The 19,927-nt window shown below is 39.8% G+C and carries 16 protein-coding genes; 9 read left to right on the forward strand and 7 right to left on the reverse strand.

What is annotated here, in order from left to right:
• Positions 1–7: 7 nt before the first annotated feature.
• Entirely contained in the window at positions 8–694 is a 687-nt protein-coding gene (locus E0E36_RS10035; protein WP_013667159.1) for a hypothetical protein, read from the reverse strand.
• A gap of 209 nt (positions 695–903) precedes the next feature.
• Between E0E36_RS10035 and tyrS the strand changes: the two genes are divergently transcribed.
• Positions 904–2,196: a tyrosine--tRNA ligase gene (gene tyrS / locus E0E36_RS10040; RefSeq protein ID WP_130855829.1), complete on the forward strand. Its 1,293-nt coding sequence runs from the start codon at positions 904–906 to the stop codon at positions 2,194–2,196.
• Positions 2,197–2,266: 70 nt separating this feature from the next.
• On the opposite strand, the gene E0E36_RS10045 is transcribed toward tyrS, so the two are convergent.
• From E0E36_RS10045 to E0E36_RS10055, 3 genes are all read right to left on the reverse strand, one after another.
• Positions 2,267–3,253 (reverse strand): LuxE/PaaK family acyltransferase, encoded by a 987-nt coding sequence (locus E0E36_RS10045; RefSeq protein WP_130855830.1) that lies wholly within the window; start codon positions 3,251–3,253, stop codon positions 2,267–2,269.
• 30 nt (positions 3,254–3,283) lie between these two features.
• Complete coding sequence (locus E0E36_RS10050) at positions 3,284–3,628, reverse strand: hypothetical protein (RefSeq protein ID WP_130855831.1); 345 nt, start codon at positions 3,626–3,628, stop codon at positions 3,284–3,286.
• A 61-nt stretch (positions 3,629–3,689) separates the two neighbouring features.
• Positions 3,690–6,173, reverse strand: coding sequence for a penicillin acylase family protein (locus tag E0E36_RS10055; protein ID WP_130855832.1), 2,484 nt, complete (start codon positions 6,171–6,173; stop codon positions 3,690–3,692).
• Positions 6,174–6,595: 422 nt separating this feature from the next.
• On the opposite strand from E0E36_RS10055, the gene E0E36_RS10060 reads away from it, so the two are divergent.
• On the forward strand, positions 6,596–9,598 hold the full coding sequence (locus E0E36_RS10060) for a SusC/RagA family TonB-linked outer membrane protein (RefSeq protein WP_013667153.1): 3,003 nt from the start codon (positions 6,596–6,598) through the stop codon (positions 9,596–9,598).
• Between the two features lie 17 nt (positions 9,599–9,615).
• Entirely contained in the window at positions 9,616–11,130 is a 1,515-nt protein-coding gene (locus E0E36_RS10065) for a RagB/SusD family nutrient uptake outer membrane protein (RefSeq protein WP_130855833.1), read from the forward strand.
• Positions 11,131–11,165: 35 nt separating this feature from the next.
• Here E0E36_RS10065 and E0E36_RS10070 read toward each other — a convergent pair whose 3' ends face one another.
• Entirely contained in the window at positions 11,166–11,459 is a 294-nt protein-coding gene (locus E0E36_RS10070; protein ID WP_013667151.1) for a hypothetical protein, read from the reverse strand.
• 166 nt (positions 11,460–11,625) lie between these two features.
• On the opposite strand from E0E36_RS10070, the gene E0E36_RS10075 reads away from it, so the two are divergent.
• Positions 11,626–12,645, forward strand: coding sequence for a LacI family DNA-binding transcriptional regulator (locus E0E36_RS10075; protein ID WP_130855834.1), 1,020 nt, complete (start codon positions 11,626–11,628; stop codon positions 12,643–12,645).
• Positions 12,646–12,762: 117 nt separating this feature from the next.
• Positions 12,763–14,064, forward strand: coding sequence for an MFS transporter (locus E0E36_RS10080; RefSeq protein WP_242627175.1), 1,302 nt, complete (start codon positions 12,763–12,765; stop codon positions 14,062–14,064).
• A 29-nt stretch (positions 14,065–14,093) separates the two neighbouring features.
• On the opposite strand, the gene E0E36_RS10085 is transcribed toward E0E36_RS10080, so the two are convergent.
• Positions 14,094–14,699, reverse strand: coding sequence for a riboflavin synthase (locus E0E36_RS10085; protein ID WP_130855836.1), 606 nt, complete (start codon positions 14,697–14,699; stop codon positions 14,094–14,096).
• A gap of 344 nt (positions 14,700–15,043) precedes the next feature.
• Between E0E36_RS10085 and E0E36_RS10090 the strand changes: the two genes are divergently transcribed.
• Complete coding sequence (locus E0E36_RS10090) at positions 15,044–15,898, forward strand: N-acetylglucosamine kinase (RefSeq protein ID WP_013667147.1); 855 nt, start codon at positions 15,044–15,046, stop codon at positions 15,896–15,898.
• Positions 15,899–15,953: 55 nt separating this feature from the next.
• On the opposite strand, the gene E0E36_RS10095 is transcribed toward E0E36_RS10090, so the two are convergent.
• The gene (locus E0E36_RS10095; RefSeq protein WP_013667146.1) at positions 15,954–16,649 is read right to left on the reverse strand and encodes an NUDIX hydrolase; all 696 of its coding nucleotides are present in this window, start codon (positions 16,647–16,649) and stop codon (positions 15,954–15,956) included.
• 402 nt (positions 16,650–17,051) lie between these two features.
• On the opposite strand from E0E36_RS10095, the gene pfkA reads away from it, so the two are divergent.
• From pfkA to gap, 3 genes are read left to right on the forward strand one after another with little or no spacing between them, the layout of a single operon-like run.
• Positions 17,052–18,038 carry a 6-phosphofructokinase gene (gene pfkA / locus E0E36_RS10100; protein ID WP_130855837.1) on the forward strand — a complete coding sequence of 329 codons (987 nt, stop codon included), beginning with the start codon at positions 17,052–17,054 and terminating at the stop codon, positions 18,036–18,038.
• A 9-nt stretch (positions 18,039–18,047) separates the two neighbouring features.
• The gene (locus tag E0E36_RS10105) at positions 18,048–18,896 is read left to right on the forward strand and encodes a hypothetical protein (RefSeq protein ID WP_130855838.1); all 849 of its coding nucleotides are present in this window, start codon (positions 18,048–18,050) and stop codon (positions 18,894–18,896) included.
• Between the two features lie 5 nt (positions 18,897–18,901).
• Positions 18,902–19,897: a type I glyceraldehyde-3-phosphate dehydrogenase gene (gene gap, locus E0E36_RS10110; RefSeq protein WP_013667143.1), complete on the forward strand. Its 996-nt coding sequence runs from the start codon at positions 18,902–18,904 to the stop codon at positions 19,895–19,897.
• Positions 19,898–19,927: the final 30 nt, after the last annotated feature.

Raw genomic sequence — 19,927 nt, forward strand, 5'->3', positions numbered from 1 at the left:
GGTGAGCCTAATTGTAGTATTTGCTTAAATAATCGGCAATTTCGTTAAAGATCACTTTATAATTGTATGCTAATTCTCTTTCATATACATTTAAGGCATCAGTCAGCTGAAGTTTTTTATCTTCATTTAAGCCTTGCGGCCAAAATTTTTTACAAACTTGGTCTAGAGCGTAGGTAACTTTGGCCATCTCACGATAGGTTCCTAAATATCGATCATTGATAAAAGCATTAAAAAATGTAAGGAATAGTGTGGTATCTTGTAAGCCGGCAAGTTCCAAAAAACGGGATAAGCTTTGACGATCTACATCTTGGAGTTGCCCGTAGAAGTCGTTTTCATGTAGCCAACTATCCTTGAGAAGTAAGCGATCAAGGAGGAGCTCGAGCGCAATGTGTGAAAGAAACGAAGCGCGGATGGGTGTATTTGCAACAACAGGTGACAAATGCGCTTTCAATTGTCTCGTTTTTTCCAAAAAAAACACATTGTTGTGGAAGAACCGGTCTGTAGCCAAGTGGCGGCACCAGCCTTTCAATATCCGAGAAATACGCTGATCATCGATAAACAATGCAACATTCTTCTCGGGAAAAACACGGATATCTCTATCCATATTTCGTAAAAGATCAGGCAGCACAGATCCAAGTGCGCGATGAGGGTCATTTACTTTTCGTTCAAAATAAAAATGAGATAGGAAATTCATGGTACTCAGTTTAAAGTCCTCATCTTTGTCCAATTCTGTTATGTGCAAACTTCCTGTGAATATACATTTTTTATGCCAGTTTTCAAATAGGAGCTTTCGAGTAAAGAACTCCAGGTATTAAATGGAGAAAAAATTACATCGATGAAAAAATAATGCTAAGTTTGCACATTTCATGGGAAAAATAGATAGTTAAATAAATAGACACAGAGATGAATTTTGTTGACGAGCTGCGTTGGAGGGGCATGCTACAGGACATTATGCCCGGAACAGAAGAACAATTAGAAAAAGGAGTAACTTCCGGTTATATCGGCTTTGATCCAACAGGCGATTCGTTGCATGTAGGTCATTTAACGCAAATAATGACTCTCATTCATTTTCAGCGAGCGGGACATAGACCGATCGCTTTGGTGGGAGGAGCCACCGGGATGATCGGAGATCCATCATTCAAATCAGCGGAAAGGAACTTGTTGGACGAGGAAACGCTTCGCCATAATGTTTCATGCTTGGAAAAGCAGTTGAGAAAATTCTTAGATTTTGACAACCGAAGTGGAAAAGGCAATGGAGCCATAATGGTCAATAACTATGATTGGTTCAAAGATTTTAAGTTTTTAGATTTCATACGTGATGTCGGAAAGCTTATCACTGTCAATTATATGATGGCAAAAGATTCAGTAAAAAAGCGATTAGAAGGTGAAAATGGCTTATCATTTACGGAGTTTTCTTACCAGCTTATCCAAGGCTATGATTTTTACTATCTATGGAAACATAAAGGTTGTATGATTCAAATGGGCGGATCGGATCAATGGGGTAATATCGTAACCGGTTCGGAGTTTATTAGAAGGCAGGAAGGAGGAAGTGCCTTTGGTTTAACAACTCAGTTGATAAAGAAGACAGACGGCACAAAATTTGGAAAAACTGAAAGTGGTGCCGTGTGGTTGGATCCTAAAAAAACGTCGCCCTATAAATATTATCAATTCTGGCTTAATGCAAGTGACGAAGACGCAAAAAATTGGATCAAAATTTTTTCCCTTAAAGATAAGGCCGAAATCGATTCGATTATCGCTGAACATGATGCTGCTCCACATTTACGAATTGTTCAAAAGGCGCTAGCCGAGGATATTACGATAAGAACACATTCGGTATCTGCTTACCAAATGGCCGTAAAGACTTCTGAGTTTTTATTTGGAAGCGGTTCTTTGGACTTTCTAAGTGGCATGGACGACGCAGATGTATTGGACGTCTTCGATGGTGTGCCACAGTCTGTAATTAGAAAAGAGGAGTTGAAAAACGGAATCAATGTTGTCGATCTCCTCTCTACCTACGCATCTGTTTTCCCTTCAAAAGGTGAAGCTCGGAAAATGATACAAGGTGGGGGCGTATCCATTAATAGGGAAAAAGTTGGATCGGTTGATCAAACGATTGACCTTTCAAACTTGATTAATAACAAATATATAATTGCACAAAAAGGTAAAAAGAACTATTTTTTACTTATTGCACAGTAAGCCCCTTTTTGAATGTCGGTTACCGGTTGTAGCTCAGCAGCCGGTAACAATAATAGCTATGAGCGAGTGGCTACTGGACCAATAGATTACAACCTCGGATATCACTTTGATCGAAGCGGCCCAATATTTCAAAATGATTATTACTTGAAACGCGACCGAGATCTTGTGTGGCAATAAAAGAGCAACTATTAAGATTAGCCAAGTCAATTATATTGACGCCTCCCGTTAATCCCTTCGGCAATTTGGTAAGTGGATCATTTACATCTCTTATTAATACTTTCATCCAAGGAGGACAGGCAAAAACGCCCTTTGCCTCAGAATAGGCTTGAGACAAAAGCTCAGTCATTCCATATTCGGAATGTATGGCGGTGACGCCGAAACCGGTGCACAATATATTATGCAATTCATCTCGGATCATTTCCTTCCGCTTACCTTTCATTCCACCGGTTTCCATAACGATCAACTCTTTAAAAGAAATGTTATAGTTTTCGACAAAATCAAGCAAAGCATAGGTGACGCCGATTAGCATGGTTGGAATTTTCAGGTTTTGAAGCTCCTTCAATCGTTCATATAAAGCCCGATGGTCATAAAGGAAATAACCGCTATATTGTGGATTGGAATCCTTAATCAGATCATCTACCATATAAATAAGTGAAGATCCTTCGCGTTCCAAATAAGAAGGAAGAAGGGCCAATAGGGCCATGTTTTTTATATCGCCATAAAAAAGCCTGAAAGCTCTTCTGAAACTCTCTTCGTACAAGCTCAAGTCGCTAACCAAATGCCTGCTTGGTTGCATACCGGTAGTTCCCGAACTTGAAAAAATAACTTGACTGATTTGATTATTCAGTATGACTTCTTTTGTTTTAAAAAATTCAATAGGCAGAAATGGAATTTCTTCTGTATGAGAAATATTGTTAGGATTACAGTTGAGATAGTCCAGGTATTCCTTATACACCGCATTCTCCAATGCTTGCTTCTTAAAAATTTGCAATGCAACTTGCTCAAATTGTTCCGATGAGCGTATTTGAAAAATTGCCCTTTTATCGATGTTTACCATATTTACTGAAAACAAAGATACGTGAAAATATTAAAATGCTTTTCTAATGTATTGTCCCGACAAGCCGGCAAAACCCGCTACAAGGCCACCGGGTATACCACTGATCAGCGTCATCCAGATCCAATTGAAAGAGCTTTCAGGTAAGCCCAGCAACAGGCCGACACGGTTAGCTAGTATGTGTCCGTTTAAATAACTTAGATAAAGGCTGTACAAAGCCCAAACACAATAGATTGCAGCAAAGCAAATGATGAAAGCTTTCCATGGCTTTTCGTTGAAAAGATAGGATACAATGACGGAAATTGGTATAATGATCCACCAAGGCAATACTAATTGAGCCGTAAAGATGATTACACAGAGTACGATAAACATTTTCATTATAATAGTATTTTAAAAAGCATGAAGTTTGCCTATTCACTTACGAAAGACAGAAGCAGATTTAGTTGGTAAGCGTAATTTTACTTACAATTCTGTTTTGCAGCTCATTTTTTTCACCTGTCAGGAATAGTAGTTCTTTGAGCTCTCCCTGAAGCCAGGCTTTCAACTGATTGTCATAATAAATGCTACCCGGATTTCCTGACGAGCCACCCGGTAATATGCCATAAGCCTTCGGCCTATGACCAAGTTCGACCACCATTCTCCAGGAAGGGCCGCTCTTTTCCTTGATTGCATTTATTGTACGCCCCGAACCATTGACGGGAAACTTAAAAGATGCCAATCCTTTTATACTCGCCAAGTGAAGAACACGTCGTTCATTGACCGTTCCCCACGCCCAAGTTTCATCGAGCGCACCATATTTTTCTTCCAGGTTCTGTAGGGCGTCGTGAAGTGATTTGGCGAACAGGGTAGCTCGAGGGCTTAGGGTGCCCGTCTTTTCCTTTCCATACCATATTGAATTAGGTTCATTGAGTAAGAGCTCGACGGTACGATCGCGATTGGGATAACGCATTTTCGCCGATTTTTTATCAAACCATTTGCTCCATAATGCATTTTCAATTTCTTTATACCATTGTTCAAAAATGGTTGCAGCAATAGAAGTTGCTTCATAACAATGATCCCAATTTCGCAATAAGGCAAGTGCTTTTCGATCAATGTCATTTAATTCCTGCACCCCTTCAGTAACAGACACCAAGGTATCCAGGATATCGTCCGCCAATATGCTTCTGTTATCGAGCTGAAGTAATCGAAGTGAATCAGCCGTTGCGTGTTCCAGTTTTGCTAGTCGTTCATTTATTCGATGCCCGCGATCATAGGGTGCATACTCCCAATTCAAATAATAAGGATAACTTTGATCAACCGGGGATTGATTTGCCGAACTGACAAAACCGCGTGATGGATTTTTAACGCTTGGGTTCTGCTCGGCAGGAATTCTGTCCGACCAATCGTTCTTGCTGTATTTTCCATCGAGTATAAATTTTCCATGTTCAAATGATTTTAATGGAAAATAGCCGTTTGGTGTAATAGCAATGTTATCCTGATTGTCAGCGAAAATAAAGTTCTGAGCAGGCGCAGTAAAAAATACCAGTGCTTTTCTGTAGTCACCATAGTTCTTGGCTCGATTCAACTCATAAAAGGTTCGCAAATCATTGGAGGGCAAATGGGCAACCCATTTCAAAGCTGCACCCGTTGGTATGTTGTTTGCTAAGTTGCTTTCGCTATTCAGCGGTTCTTCGGTGACGCTAATAGGACCGTGATGGGTGTAGTATACCGTATCGAATACAGTAGCACCTGATCTTACGTTGATTTTTTCTATTCTTTTCGTAGTTTTCTTCCATTCATCATCAACTAAATAGAAGTCTTTTTTTTTATCTTTAAAGGTAATTTGGTACCAATCTAATACGTCTGATCCGACATTAGTCACACCCCAGGCAATGTGCTGATTAAAGCCGATAATTACACAAGGGGCACCTGGGATAGAAACACCGCAAGTGTTGCTGGTGGAACTTTGAAGCTGTACCTGATACCAAATGCTTGGAAGTGTAAGGCTAAGATGTGGGTCATTTGCCAGTATTGGATAGCGCGTGCTGCTTTTTTGCGAAGATATTGCCCAATTATTGCTGCCTAAACCCTCTTCCTTGTTTCCTGCCAGTAAATTATTTTGATCAATAAACTTCATTAAAGAGAGTGACTCTTTGGGTTGTTCTACAGGTGTCTGAATTTTATTTGCAATGTTTGTTCCGTGTACCGCCTTAAATGGCCAAGGCGTTCCCTGTGGGATAATCGGATCTTCTCTAAAAGGATAGTTTGGAAATAAGTTGTCTGTTATTTCTTTTCCATGTGTCTTCAGGATGTTCGTCATATGAAGTTCATCGGTACTACCGGCGAGTGTAGCAGACATTAATTTCAGCAATAAGGCTGAATTTATAGGTTGCCAAGGTTCAGGTGCATAATCTAACAGTTTGAATTCCAAAGGGTAATCAGCAGGAGAGAGATCGGCGATATAAGCGTTTACACCATCGGCATAGGCTTCAAGGATAAGTTTACTAATAGGATCTTTCATACTTTCAGCTAGCATTCGCTCAGCACCCAACATCATACCCATTCTTCGTTGATACCGATCTAACGGAACTGCTTTTGCACCTACTACTTCCGCAAGTCTACCACTTGCATATCGCGTTTGAAAGTCCATTTGCCAAAGTCGGTCTTTCGCAGTAATGTAGCCCTGCGCAAAATAGAGATCATAATCGTTTCTGGCAGAAATGTGGGGGATGCGTTGGTCGTCATAAAAAATTTCGATGGTGTCTTTTATCCCTTTTACAAAAAAGCTTTGATTTTCTGTTTGCGAAAGGGGCTCTGCATTTTTCCAAAAGCCATCAAATGGACTTAAAAACTTTCCTAGAGGAGGGATATCCCCGATTTTTTTATTTAATACGAACGCTAAACCGATACATAGAAAAATAGCTAAGGCTGCTTTTAACTTCATAAGTCTATAGAATATAATGAACGGTTGTAATAGGTCACGACATAAAAGTAACTAAAAACGTCATTTCCTGCAACGTTTTTTAAAAGAAAAGGAGGTGATCTGGAGTGTGCGATACCCAAACTAACGTGTATATTTTGCAAATTACTTTTGTAATTCTTAAGAATAACTTTAATTTTACCGCACTCATCGGGAACGTTTTCATTACGTGTAGTGTTTCCTGAGGCCAATATAAACAGATTGTGTGTTGTCATGAAAGACGTTGACAATTGCCAATCTTAACAAAAGGTATCACCAATAAAATTAAAGTAAATTATGAATTTTTATCCAACGCCCGTTCCTTAAGCTTATCTAGCGATGTATGTATGTAAATGGCCAAATAAATTGGCCCAACAAGCTTCATTATAACCATTAAAACCAATCGAATGAAAAAGAATCATGTTGTCAGTTTTCTGGCGTATTTCATTTTTATGCTAAGCTCTCTCGTTTCTATGGCACAAAGTGGCAGTATAGCGGGAAAAGTTTTAGACGAAAACAACCAACCTTTACCAAGTGCTTCTATACAACTAAAAGAATTAAACAAATCCGTAGGAACGAATGTCGACGGGAATTTTAACATGGCTAATATTCCGAATGGAAGGTACACATTAGTTGCCTCGTTTGTCGGCTATATGCCGCAAGAAAAATCTGTCACGGTTTCAGGCCAGGCAGTTACGGTGACCTTTACCATGCAACCCGATGCGCAGGGTTTGGATGAAGTGGTGGTGGTAGGGTATGGTACCCAACGCAGAAGTGATTTAACGGGAGCTGTTGCTTCCGTTGGCGCCAAGGATTTCAACAAAGGCCCATTAGTTGCAGCCGATCAATTAATTCAGGGTAAGGTGTCCGGTGTGCAGATGATCAATAATAGCGGACAACCAGGGGGCGCTACTACCGTACGTATTCGTGGTAATTCGGCTGTTACAGGTACCGGGCAACCACTGTACGTAGTGGATGGCGTTGCTTTGGACGGGCGTTCAGCCAGACCGAGTCAAAGTGGCGGGATAGGTACGAGCCCGGCAGGAAATCCCTTGAGTTTTATTAATCCGGCGGACATTGCCTCGATGGAAATCTTAAAAGACGCGTCCGCAACGGCAATCTATGGTTCAAGAGCTGCTTACGGTGTCGTTTTAATCACAACAAAACGTGGTCAGGAGGGCGGCCTGAAGGTAGATGTCAACTCTTCCGGTGGGATAAGTAATATTATGAGAAGAATCGACATTCTTGACGGCAACCAATATCGAGACGCTTTAAACAAATATGGACTAACAACGGGTGATTTTGGCGATAATGTCGATGCTTTGGATGCGATATTGCGAACCGCTTACAATCAAAATCACAGCCTTTCATTAAGCGGAGGGAACGCTGATAATAAGTACAGAGCATCTTTTGGATATCAGGATCAGCAGGGTATTATCGAAAAAACCGGATTTAAAAGATACAGCGGTTCGTTTAATGGAAATTTCAAAATGCTTAAAAGTAAAAAATTGGGATTGGATGTGAGTTTAATAGCCAGCCAGACCAACGAAAATATAGCACCCCTGGCAACAGACGCAGGAGCGTCAGGTAGTTTACTAACACACGCTTTAGCCTGGAACCCAACTCGGCCATTGCGGAACCCGGATGGCAGTTTGCTGGTAGAACGTGGTAATATTGTTAATCCGCTAGCCATGTCTGAAGCTTATAACGATCGTTCTAATGTATCTACCATATTGGCAAGCTTGTCACCTTATTATAAGTTTAACGATTGGTTGGAGTATCGGATGTTGTTGAGTATTAACTATAACCGGGGAGAACGTCGATCATCCACGCGGAGTTTTATTAATCTTCCAAGTATTCAGGCGGAGCCCGCCAATAATTTCCCTGGGGGATATGCTAGTGTTGCTAATAATGAGCTCATAACTAAACAATTGACTCATACACTCTCATTTAATAGAGAAATTGCCTCCGACCTTAATCTAAACGCGGTGATAGGTTATGAATACATGGATTTCATCAATCGGGGCACCGACATGAATGCACGTGGTTTCGGCGATATTCCTGTAGATTATACCGATGTTATGCAAGCCACTGCACCTGGAAATAGAAATTTGAACTCTTTTAACGATCCTACTACGCAACTACAATCTTATTTCGGAAGGGCTACCTTTAATTTTAAAGATCGTTATCTATTGACTGCTACGGTTCGTATTGACGGTTCTACTCGATTTGGAGAAAATAACCGTTATGGAACCTTTCCTTCATTCGCGGGTGCTTGGAACCTGAAAAATGAAGACTTTATGGCGGATGTTGCTTGGTTGAATCAATTGAAGTTACGTGCCGGTTGGGGTAAAACAGGTAATCAAGAGTTTCCGTCGGGTTCATCACAACGTAGATATTCAATCGGATATGGAGGTGGTGGCCAAACCAGACCTATAAATAATAACGAGAATCCAGACTTACGTTGGCAATCGGATGAACAGATGAATGTGGGGCTGGATTTTGGTTTATTTAACGGTCGCTTGAGTGGTACGGTGGATTATTTTAATAAGAAAACAACGGATTTACTTTTTCCGCAAACACCACAATATCCTGCATCACCGGATGCATCTATTACTTGGATAAATTTGCCGGGAGAAGTAATTAACAAAGGGATCGAACTGAACCTAAATGGTGTAATCGTTGAAAATGATAATTTTCGATGGGATTTAGGGGCGAATGCAACGTTTGTAAGCAATAAGGTACGCAATTTAGGAGAAAATGAAATCATTAGAACCGGTAGCTTAAGCGGACAAGGGCTCAGTGATGTAACGGTGCAAGTAATTCAAAATAATTATCCGCTTTTTGCCTTCGTGACAAGGGAATATTTAGGATTGGATCAAGAAGGGTTTTCACAATATACAGACGACGGTTTTGTGTTTTATCGTGTGGGAAATCCAAATCCAAAAGTGTTATTAGGTATTAGTACAGCGTTAGATTATAAAAAATTCTCTTTCTCTGCAAACTTTAATGGAGCCCTCGGACAAGATATTTATAATAATACCGCTAATGCTGTATTACCTATATCTAATTTAGGGTCTAGAAACATTGCTTCGGAACTAGTAAATTCAAGCATATTAGAGTCGCCAGCCAATCCAATTGCAGCCTCATCACGTTATATTGAAAATGGAAGCTATTTAAAACTTGCCAACGCTACATTAAGTTACCGGGTAGGAGATGTTGGTAACTCCATTAAAAATTTAGGCATTTTTGTTAACGGGCAAAATTTATTTGTGATCACTAAATATAAAGGATTTGATCCTGAGGTGAATGTCAATAAATCGGTAAACAGCGTGCCTTCGGCGGGCATAGATAATGTGACCTATCCAACAGCCAGAACATTTAATTTAGGCGTCAACTTTTCATTATAAATTTTAGCGGAAGAATCATGAGAAATAAATATATAAAGGTCCTTTTACTTGCATTAGTTGCATTTACAGGATGTACAAAACTGGAAGAAGATCTTCATGGGCAAGTAGGTTCCGGTGGCGTTGGCAGCGATGATGTACCAGCGTTGTTAAATGCGGCCTATATTGCTATGCGCAATCCGTACTATGGTCCGTATGGTTGGTGGGCGCTACAGGAATTTCCTACCGATGAAGCTATAGTTCCTACGAGAGGCGGCGACTGGGACGATAACGGTGCTTGGCGAGCGCTTCATTTGCATCGATGGCAATCAGATCATACACGCGTTCACAGTGTGTTTAAAGATGTACTAGGAGTTAGCTATGCGGCAACGGATATTTTGCAGTATAATCCTACTCCCTCGCAAGAAGCCCAAGCTCGATTTCTCCGGGCTTTTGCCGAATTTTCCATTTTAGATGGTTGGGGACAGGTACCTTACCGTGACCCCGGAGAAAATGTTACGCAAAATCCGAGGGTCAGAACTGCGCAAGAAGAAATTGACTACCTGATTTCTGAAGTGACAGAAGTGTTAGACGATTTACCTACGGACAGAATTGATCGTGCTTCACAAGATGCAGCTAAAATTCTGTTGATGAAAATTTATTTAAATAAGGGAGCCTTTTTGAATCGTCAAGCGCCGACTTTTGCCAATGAAGATATGCAGGAAGTCGTTCGGTTGGCGGATGAGATTATCAATAGTGGAGAATACGCCTTAATTGATAATTATTATTTAAATTTCGCGCCAAATAATGGGCAATCGACAACCGAAAATATCTTTACAGGTGAAAATATCGGTGGAGAAAGTTCTGCTACCGGTATGACGAATATGTGGGTAGCTACATTACACTATAATCAAAATCCCCCGGGAAATAATGGTTTCTCTACTTTATCGGACTTCTATAATAAATTTGAAGAAAGTGACGTCCGGAGAGGCGGTGAATATCCCGGTGTAACTAATGTGAGTGGTGTAAGAGTTGGCTTTTTGGTGGGACAGCAAGTAAATCAAAATGGTGAAAACTTAACCGATAGACGAGGAAACCCTTTAGCCTTTACTCCAGAAGTTAGCATTATAGAAAGAGATCAGAATCATTTGGAAGTAGCTGGTATACGTGTTATTAAGTATCCAATTGACTATGCGAACGGTTCTACGAGCTTGTTAAATAATGATTGGGTATTCTACCGTTATTCGGATGTTTTATTAATGAAGGCCGAGGCGTTATTACGGTTGGGACAAACCGGCGAAGCCCTTAACTTAGTCAATCAAGTACGGACAAAGCGCGGTGCCAGCAGTTTTACCGAATTGAACGAACAGCTATTATTGGATGAATTAGGCCGGGAATTCTTTTGGGAAGGACATCGGAGAACTGATCTCATCCGTTTTGGCAGATTTCTGGAAGCCTGGCAAGAAAAACCGGCATCAGACGCGAAAAATCTGTTGTTCCCGATTCCTTTGAACCAATTGGGAAACCCAAATTATACACAAAATCCAGGATATTAGTATTCAAGCCGGGCAGTAGCTGCCCGGCTTGAATATTATTTAGTATTGTTGATTTCTTGCTGTTCCCTTAGTCGAGCCACATTGTTTTTTTCACCAAAATCACTGGTTTTTGAAGTGAAGTCTTCCATTAAACTTGTGACTGCATCCAGGTTATCTGCTGTGCGCTGATGGATTTCGGGAAGAATCTGTTCAAGACTTTTATCATCTACTTCAATGTTCTCTACTTCAATGTTACTTATTTTTTCAAGAATAGCCTGTTGGCTATTTCGCAAATCTTCTAATTGACGGACAATCTTTTCCATCAATTCAAACTTTTTTAGTTTATCCATATCTCAAGCTCTTGTTTTCCTAATCACTAACAAGAAATAAAATTAATTTGTTTGTCCAAGTAACATATTATAAGAAGATAGATTAGCAAAGCAGTTGGTTTACAATGCTTTGTAAGCTTGGAATAACGATCAGCTTTATCTAAGTTTGTTAATAGAATTATAAATAATGAGCCAAATAAACATCAAAAAATTAGCAGCCGCTTTGGGTTTATCTACCTCGACTGTTTCCCGAGCCTTTCGAAATAATAGCGATATCAATCCGCTTACTAAAGAGCGTATTTTACGCATGGCCGATGAATTAGGTTATTCACCTAACCTTTATGCTAGTAATCTGCGCGAATCAAAGAGTAAAACAATCGCCATCATCATTCCGGAATTTGATAATAACTTTTTCTCGCAAGCGATCAAAGGTATTGAGCAACAAGCGAGACGTAATGGCTACCATACATTGATTTATGTTACAGAAGATGATGTAAAACAGGAGGCCACATTTATCCGATCGTTATGCAATGGAAGGGTAGAGGGGGTGGTTATGTCAGCGTCAGGAGAGGGGTTAAAACATGTTCACTTAAATATGTTGAAAGAAAGGGGGATTCCATTAGTTTTTTTTGACCGCTGCTATGAAGACGTAGAAGCTACTTGTGTAACGGGAAACGACTATGAGAGCAGCTATGAAGCAACACTCCATTTAATCATGAACGGATGTAAGCGGATTGCTTACCTAGTGGTAAATAAGAATGTATCTATCGGGAAGATCAGGATGCAGGGTTATTTAGACGCGCTAAAGAGTGCCGGTTTACCATGTGAGGACGAGTTGATTATTGAATGCACAAACGATAAGGAAGAAATATATAAATCTATTAAACGATCTTTTGAGAAAATGAAACCCGATGGTGCTTTCGCCTCTGTTGAGCGGTTAGCAATGACTACTTTGCGATATTGCGCAGATGTAAAATTGGAGATTCCTTCAGATTTTAAACTGGTTTGCTTTTCTTGCTTGGAAATTGCCGATATGCTGAACCCTCCTTTAAGTACTATTAAGCAACCAGCTTTCGAGATGGGCAAACGCGCCGCAGAAATTTTATTTGAGGCTTTATGCAATAAGGAGTCCGTAACGGAAAAGCAGGTTATTCTTCTTCCTTCGACTATTATTCCCCGAAAATCAACTGCCGTTGTTAATAACTAAGTGTTTGTTTAATACTAAAGCAATCGGTCTTTAAACAGAGCCAAACTGCCTAGTTTGCGTTACCCTAGCATGAATCAACTAACTAAACCACGTCTCAGCACTTTGCAAATATTTAATATGAGCTTAGGCTTCTTAGGAATCCAAATAGGTTTTGCGCTTCAGAACGGAAACGCTTCCAGAATATTGCAAACCTTTGGTGCTGATGTCGAACATTTGTCTTTATTCTGGTTAGCCGCGCCTTTAACCGGTATGATTGTGCAACCACTCGTAGGGCATTACAGCGATCGGACGTGGGGCAGGCTCGGCAGGAGGCGTCCTTATTTTCTAACCGGGGCGTTATTAACGGCTATTGCCCTATTATTGATGCCAAACGCCGCGGTTTTAACAACAATTTTACCTCCGTTGATAATAGGAGCGGGTATGTTAATGATAATGGATGCTTCCATTAATGTGACGATGGAACCATTCAGGGCGTTGGTCGCCGATAATTTACCCAATGAGCAAAGGAGTAAAGGCTTTTCTGTGCAAAGTTTTCTTATTGGAGTCGGCGCAGTTGTTGGTTCCTGGTTACCCTATGTGTTAGCAGAGTTCTTGGGTGTCTCTAAATTAGCAACGGAAGGGCATCTTCCCGACAATGTAGTCTTTTCGTTCTATATAGGCGCTTTCATCCTGGTGATGAGCGTAATGTGGACGGTGGTGACGACAAAGGAGTATACACCGGCAGAACTGAATGCCTTCGAAAAATCCGAGAATAGAACTACTATCAATCAGAAAGACATAAGAGGTTTAACGGCTATTCTGAACGATTTAAAACAGATGCCAAAAGCAATGAAACAATTGGGCCTTGTACAATTTTTCTCTTGGTTTGCATTATTCTCTATGTGGGTTTTTAGTACACCTGCAATAGCAGAACATGTTTATAGTGTTAAAGTAGGAGATTCGTCCTCAATCGATTTTGCAAATGCCGGCAATTGGGTTGGTGTGTTATTCGGTATTTACAATGCAGTTTCAGCCCTTTATGCATTAGTTTTACCAAGAATAGCTAAATATTTCGGACAGAGCGCTACCCATGCCATATCACTTTCGTTGGGAGGATTCGCTTTGTTGTCTATTTTTTTTATCCGCGATCCGTACCTTTTGACCCTGCCCATGCTGGGTATCGGTATTGCGTGGGCGAGCATTTTGGCTATGCCTTATGCCATTCTTTCTGCAAATTTACCAGCTAATAAAATGGGTGTATATATGGGTATTTTTAACATCTTTATCACTTTTCCACAGATTATAAACGGCCTTTGTATCGGTTATATCATAAAGTATGTGTTTAATGGAAAGGCCGTTTATGCACTTATATTGGCAGGTTTTTTTATGTTGTTTGCCGCTATTTCGGTATTAAAGATTAAAGGTAATGCACAAGATTAAGTACCTAAAAGGCACCTATCATAGGCTATTCATTCAGACGCTGTTATTCTCCCTAACGACACTAAACGCGTTACGTATTTTCCAATAATATCAAATTCCAGGTTAACCCGATCACCGACTTTTACCATATGCATAGATGTATGCTCAAACGTATAGGGTATGATTGCTACCGAAAACCTATCTTCTTTTGAATCCACTACGGTTAAGCTTATTCCATTTACCGCTATGGAGCCCTTTTCTACTGTGATATTTCCGACAGAAGGATCATATTGAAAGGTATATATCCAGCTCCCAAGCTCATCCTTAATTTGGATACAAGTGGCGGTTTGGTCTACATGCCCTTGAACGATATGTCCGTCTAAACGACTTCCAACTAATGTACACCGCTCCAAATTTAATTTGTCACCTTCTTTTACTTCATCAAAATTGCTTTTTGTTAACGTTTCCTGAATAGCGGTCACGGTGTGACGGCCAGGACTAAGAGCCACCACCGTAAGGCACACCCCGTTATGAGATACACTTTGATCTATCTTAAAATCATCTGAAATATCGGAAGCTATCGTTAGATGCAAGTTTGTGTCCTCTCGTTTTATATTTTTTACAATTCCCAATGTTTCGATAATGCCTGTAAACATGTTTCCGGTTTTTTTAACAAAGGTACATTTCCATTTGATATCCTAAAACAATTCGGTGTCATGAAGTAGCTAATTGTAAAAAGTACACTATATATTACCATAAATATGGAGATACAAAAACAAGTTTTTCAGTGTTATTAATGCTGTTTTTATACCAATTGTATAAACGGTATAATAAAATTGTGTATTAATTTTTCTGTATTTACTTGTAATAATATCCTGAAAGGTGTATTTTGTGCCACGATTTTCAGGTTTTGCAGCGTATTTTGTTTTTGAACGCTTGCTTGAGAGAAATTTTTTAAATTAGAAAATGATATAAATCAATATTAACTAAAACCAATAACATGATCATTATTGCAGATGGCGGTTCAACCAAAACGAATTGGTGCCTGATCAATGACTCCGGTAAAAAAATCTATTTTAACACTGAAGGGTATAATCCTTATTTTGTATCGAGCGATTACATTGTAAGTTCTTTGAAAAAGGGGCTTCCAAAAGATTTGCCGTTCAGTGAAGTAAGAGAGGTCAACTATTACGGTGCGGGGGTTCACAACGAAGAAAAAGCGGCTATTGTTGCAATGGCTATCAAACAAGTATTTAGTCGATCGGAAGTATTTGTAGGACACGATTTGTTAGCAGCTGCCAGGGCTTTGTTAAAAGACAAAGCTGGATTTGCTGCCATTTTAGGAACAGGAACCAATACCTGTATTTATGATGGAAAAGACATCGTTCAGAATATTGATTCTGCAGCCTATATATTGGGTGATGAGGGCAGCGGATGCTATATTGGAAAAAAACTTTTAACAGATTATGTACGCGGCTACATGCCAAGTGATGTAAGAGAAGTTTTTTGGGAAACATTTAAGCTTACGCCGGATGATGTAATGGACGCTGTTTACACCAAGCCACTGGCGAATCGATTCTGCGCGAGCTTTAGTAAGTTCGTTTACGATATCATGATCAATATCGAATATTCACGAGGATTGGTAAAGAGCTCTTTTGAAGATTTCTTTAAGAATTTAGTTGTTCATTATCCTGACTATCAAAAATATTCATTTAACTGTATCGGCTCCGTAGCTTATAACTTCCGGAATGTCTTGGAGGAGACGGCACATGAGTTTGGTATGGAGTTTGGCAGAATTGTTCGGTCACCGATCGATGACCTGGTGAAGTTTCATCAAGAGAAAATTAATGCTTAGTTAAACTTGGCATAGTCTATAAAAAGTAAAGGGTTTCTAAAGACCCTTTACTTTTTTAAGAAAAGTTCAACTCATTTTTAAAGATCTTATTGTATTTTCGCTTATCAAATTTGTACAGTTTGGCGGCACGATAGGAAACCCCTTTTTGCTTTTCATCCAATTCTTTTAAGACATTGTATTTAAGCATCTTCTTTCTGAAATTTCTTTTATCTAGTTTTTTGTCCCAAATAGCTTCATACAGTTGTTGCAATTGGGTAAGCGTGAATTTTTCAGGAAGCAGTTCAAAAGCTATCGGACTGTGACTGACTTTACGCCGTATTTTTTCTATGCTTTTTTCTATTATATTTCGGTGGTCGAAAGCAAGTTCAGGCAGGTTGTTAAGGGGGTGCCACTGCGCTTTTCTCACGTAGTTGGTGGACGGCTTCAGATTGAGGTTGACAGCTTCCAATCGCAACATAGCATAGTATGCCACCGTTATGATTCTTCCTTGAGGGTGTCTTTTTAGGTCACCGAAGGTATAGAGCTGTTCCATATATATTCCCTTTAACCCCGTGTGTTCCAGTAAAATACGTTTAACTGCATCATCGATCGTTTCATTGTGTTCAACAAAAAAACCCGGAAGTCCCCACCAATCTTTGAAAGGATATTCATTTCTTTCAATTAAAAGGACTTTCAGCTCACCTTCGTTAAAACCAAAAATAACACAGTCAGCCGTAAATATAGATTGTAGATGTGGTAAGTTTGATTGCAAAATTCTGTTTTTTAAGGTTCAATTAAATATCCAATTCTCAGTTCCATAGACGCCCATAAAATTGAGCAATTGATTGCTAATTTCAAAACGTTAGGTACTTTAGGCAAATAAACTCAAAATTATGGAAGAAAACTATAAAAGCAAAAAACTTATCCACTTCCGCTACGTTTTTAGTATTTTTAGAATGTTCGTAACGAAAGAATAAAAGCTGATGCGAAAAAGTAAAAAAAAATACAAATAAATAGCAATAGTGTAAGAAATACACCTTATATTCGTGCTTTGATGTGAAGTGAAGCAACCTAATACGCACGCTAACGCTATATTTTAATGAGCAATGCGGATGTGTTTCTTCAATTCATAATGAAAGTTAAATTCAAGTGAAACCTATATAGATTATTTACAGTGGACAATTCAATCAAACGTATAGGCGTATTTACTTCAGGGGGAGATGCTCCAGGGATGAACGCATGTATTCGGGCGGTAGTTCGTACCGCCATTTATGAAGGCAAAAAAGTAAGTGGTATATTGCATGGATATCAAGGAATGATCGATGGGAATATCATCGATATGAATAGTCGTTCGGTCAGTAATATTCTTCAACTGGGAGGTACTATTTTAAAAACAGCACGTTGCTTGGACTTTAGAACACCTGAAGGACGTAAAAAGGCCTATGATAATATAAGAGCACAGGGAATTGATGCTTTGGTAGCTATTGGAGGAGATGGAACTTTTACCGGGGCCGAAGTGTTCTCCAGGGAGTATGATATTCCGGTTGTTGGCGTACCAGGTACTATAGACAATGATTTATACGGATCCGACTTTACCTTGGGATATGATACAGCTAACAACACGGTGATTGATGCAATAGATAAGATCCGTGATACAGCGGCTTCTCATGATCGTTTGTTTTTTATTGAGGTAATGGGACGCGATTCGGGCTGCATTGCCTTAAACTGCGGTATTGCAGGAGGTGCTGAGGCCATTTTGTTACCTGAGAAGGAAACAGGTATTGACGAGCTTATTCAAAAATTGGAAAATGCTGCGAAAGACAAGAAAACTTCTACCATTGTAATTGTTGCTGAAGGTGATAAAAATGGAGGGGCATATAATGTAGCTAAAAGGGTTCAGGAAAAGTTCGATTTTTATGATACCAAAGTTACCATATTAGGCCATTTGCAAAGGGGCGGTTCTCCGAGCAGCTTTGACCGTGTATTGGCCAGCCGGCTGGGCTTTGCAGCCGTTAAAAGGCTATTAAGAGGTGAGACAAGGATAATGGTTGGTTTGCGGGGAAATGATATTGTGACAACCCCTTTGGAGGTTGCGCTCCGAAGCAAGGAATTTAAATTAGCCGATGATATGATCGAAATGATGAATGTTTTAGCGATTTAGTCAATTAAGATGATTGCCGTAGTGTACAGTGGTTCGAGATTTGCTGATTGGCGATTAGCCGATAAGGGTAAGGTTGTTGCCGGGTTTAAAACTATGGGTATTAATCCTTATCATAATGATGAGCGGTACATAAGCCAGGTTTTGAACAAGAACAACAGTCTGATAAACTACGCTGAAAAAATAAAGAAGATTTATTTCTTCGGTGCAGGTGCCTCTTCTGATGAGCGTAAGGAGACGGTTTACAATGCCTTTAAGGAATTTTTCCGCTATAGCAAAGTGCTTGTTGAGCACGATATGCTGGCAGCTGCCCTCGCTACGGGAGGCAATGAGCAGGCGCTTGTAGGGATATTAGGCAGTGGCTCCAATGCTGCCTATTATGATGGCAAAAGAATTTACGAGACTAACTACGGGCTAGGCTATATTTTGGCAGACGAGGGTTCGGCAAATTGGATGGGCAGATATCTTCTGCGAAATTATTTATCCGAAACTTTACCCATTGATCTCGAGAATAAGTTCACCAGCTATTATCCTCTTGATCGGAAGCAAATTATGGATAAAGTTTACAGGAATCCAAATGCTGCATTATTTCTAAGCTCCTTTGCCGACTTTGTTGCAGAACAAAAAAGTCATGAATTCGTTCATAATATGGTGATGGAGGGTTTCAATTTATTGTTTGAAACGTATTTTGTTCCGTTGAAAGAGCGGTATCATTATCCGAAAATAAATTTTACCGGAAGTGTGGCTGCCGGTTATGAGCCCTGGTTAAGGCAAGTAGCTAATAATCATGGCATGGAAGTGGGAGTGGTTATCAAAGAGCCGATTCAGAATCTTTTAAATTATTATTTAAATAAAAATTAGTTAAAATGAAAATTGGAATTAATGGATTTGGACGTATAGGACGTCTTGCATTTAGGGCTGCTATAAACCGTGAAGGTATAGAAGTTGTTGGTATCAACGATTTAGTTGATCCGGAATACATGGCCTATATGTTAAAATACGATTCTACACATGGTCGTTTTGATGGAACGGTAGAGGCAAAAGATGGAAATTTAATCGTTAATGGAAAAACTATTCGTGTAACAGCCGAAAAAGATCCTGCAAATTTGAAATGGGGAGATGTAGGCGCCGAGGTAATTGTTGAATCAACAGGTTTGTTCCTAACGCAAGAAACTGCTCAAAAACATATTGATGCCGGTGCTAAGAAAGTGGTAATGTCAGCTCCCGCTAAAGACGACACGCCTACATTTGTCATGGGTGTAAATCATAAAGAACTAAGACCTGATCAACATATCGTTTCAAACGCGTCTTGTACTACCAATTGTTTGGCTCCGCTTGTAAAAGTGTTGCACGACAAATGGGGAATCGTTGAAGGTTTGATGAGCACCGTACATGCTGTAACAGCTACCCAAAAAACGGTGGATGGCCCTTCCGTAAAAGACTGGAGAGGAGGACGTGGTGCTTATCAGAATATCATCCCTTCTTCAACAGGTGCTGCTAAGGCGGTAGGCTTGGTTATCCCTTCAATCAAAGGTAAATTAACGGGTATGTCTTTCCGCGTTCCTGTTCCTGATGTATCGGTAGTGGATTTAACAGCTCGTTTAGAGAAACCAGCTACATACGAAGAAATTAAGCAAGCTTTCAAAGACGCATCAGAAGGCGAATTAAAAGGTATTCTAGGATACACTGAAGATGACGTTGTTTCAGAAGACTTTAAAGGGGATGCAAGAACCTCTATTTTCGATGCAAAAGCAGGTATTGCTTTGAACGATAATTTTGTAAAAGTCGTTTCCTGGTACGATAATGAATGGGGATATTCCAATAAACTGATCGACTTGGTTCAGGAAATTGGCAAATTGTAAAATTGTTAAGTAGTTAAGTAGGTAAATAGT

This window comes from Olivibacter jilunii (assembly GCF_900607235.1).
GTDB classification, from domain to species: Bacteria; Bacteroidota; Bacteroidia; order Sphingobacteriales; family Sphingobacteriaceae; genus Olivibacter; species Olivibacter oleidegradans.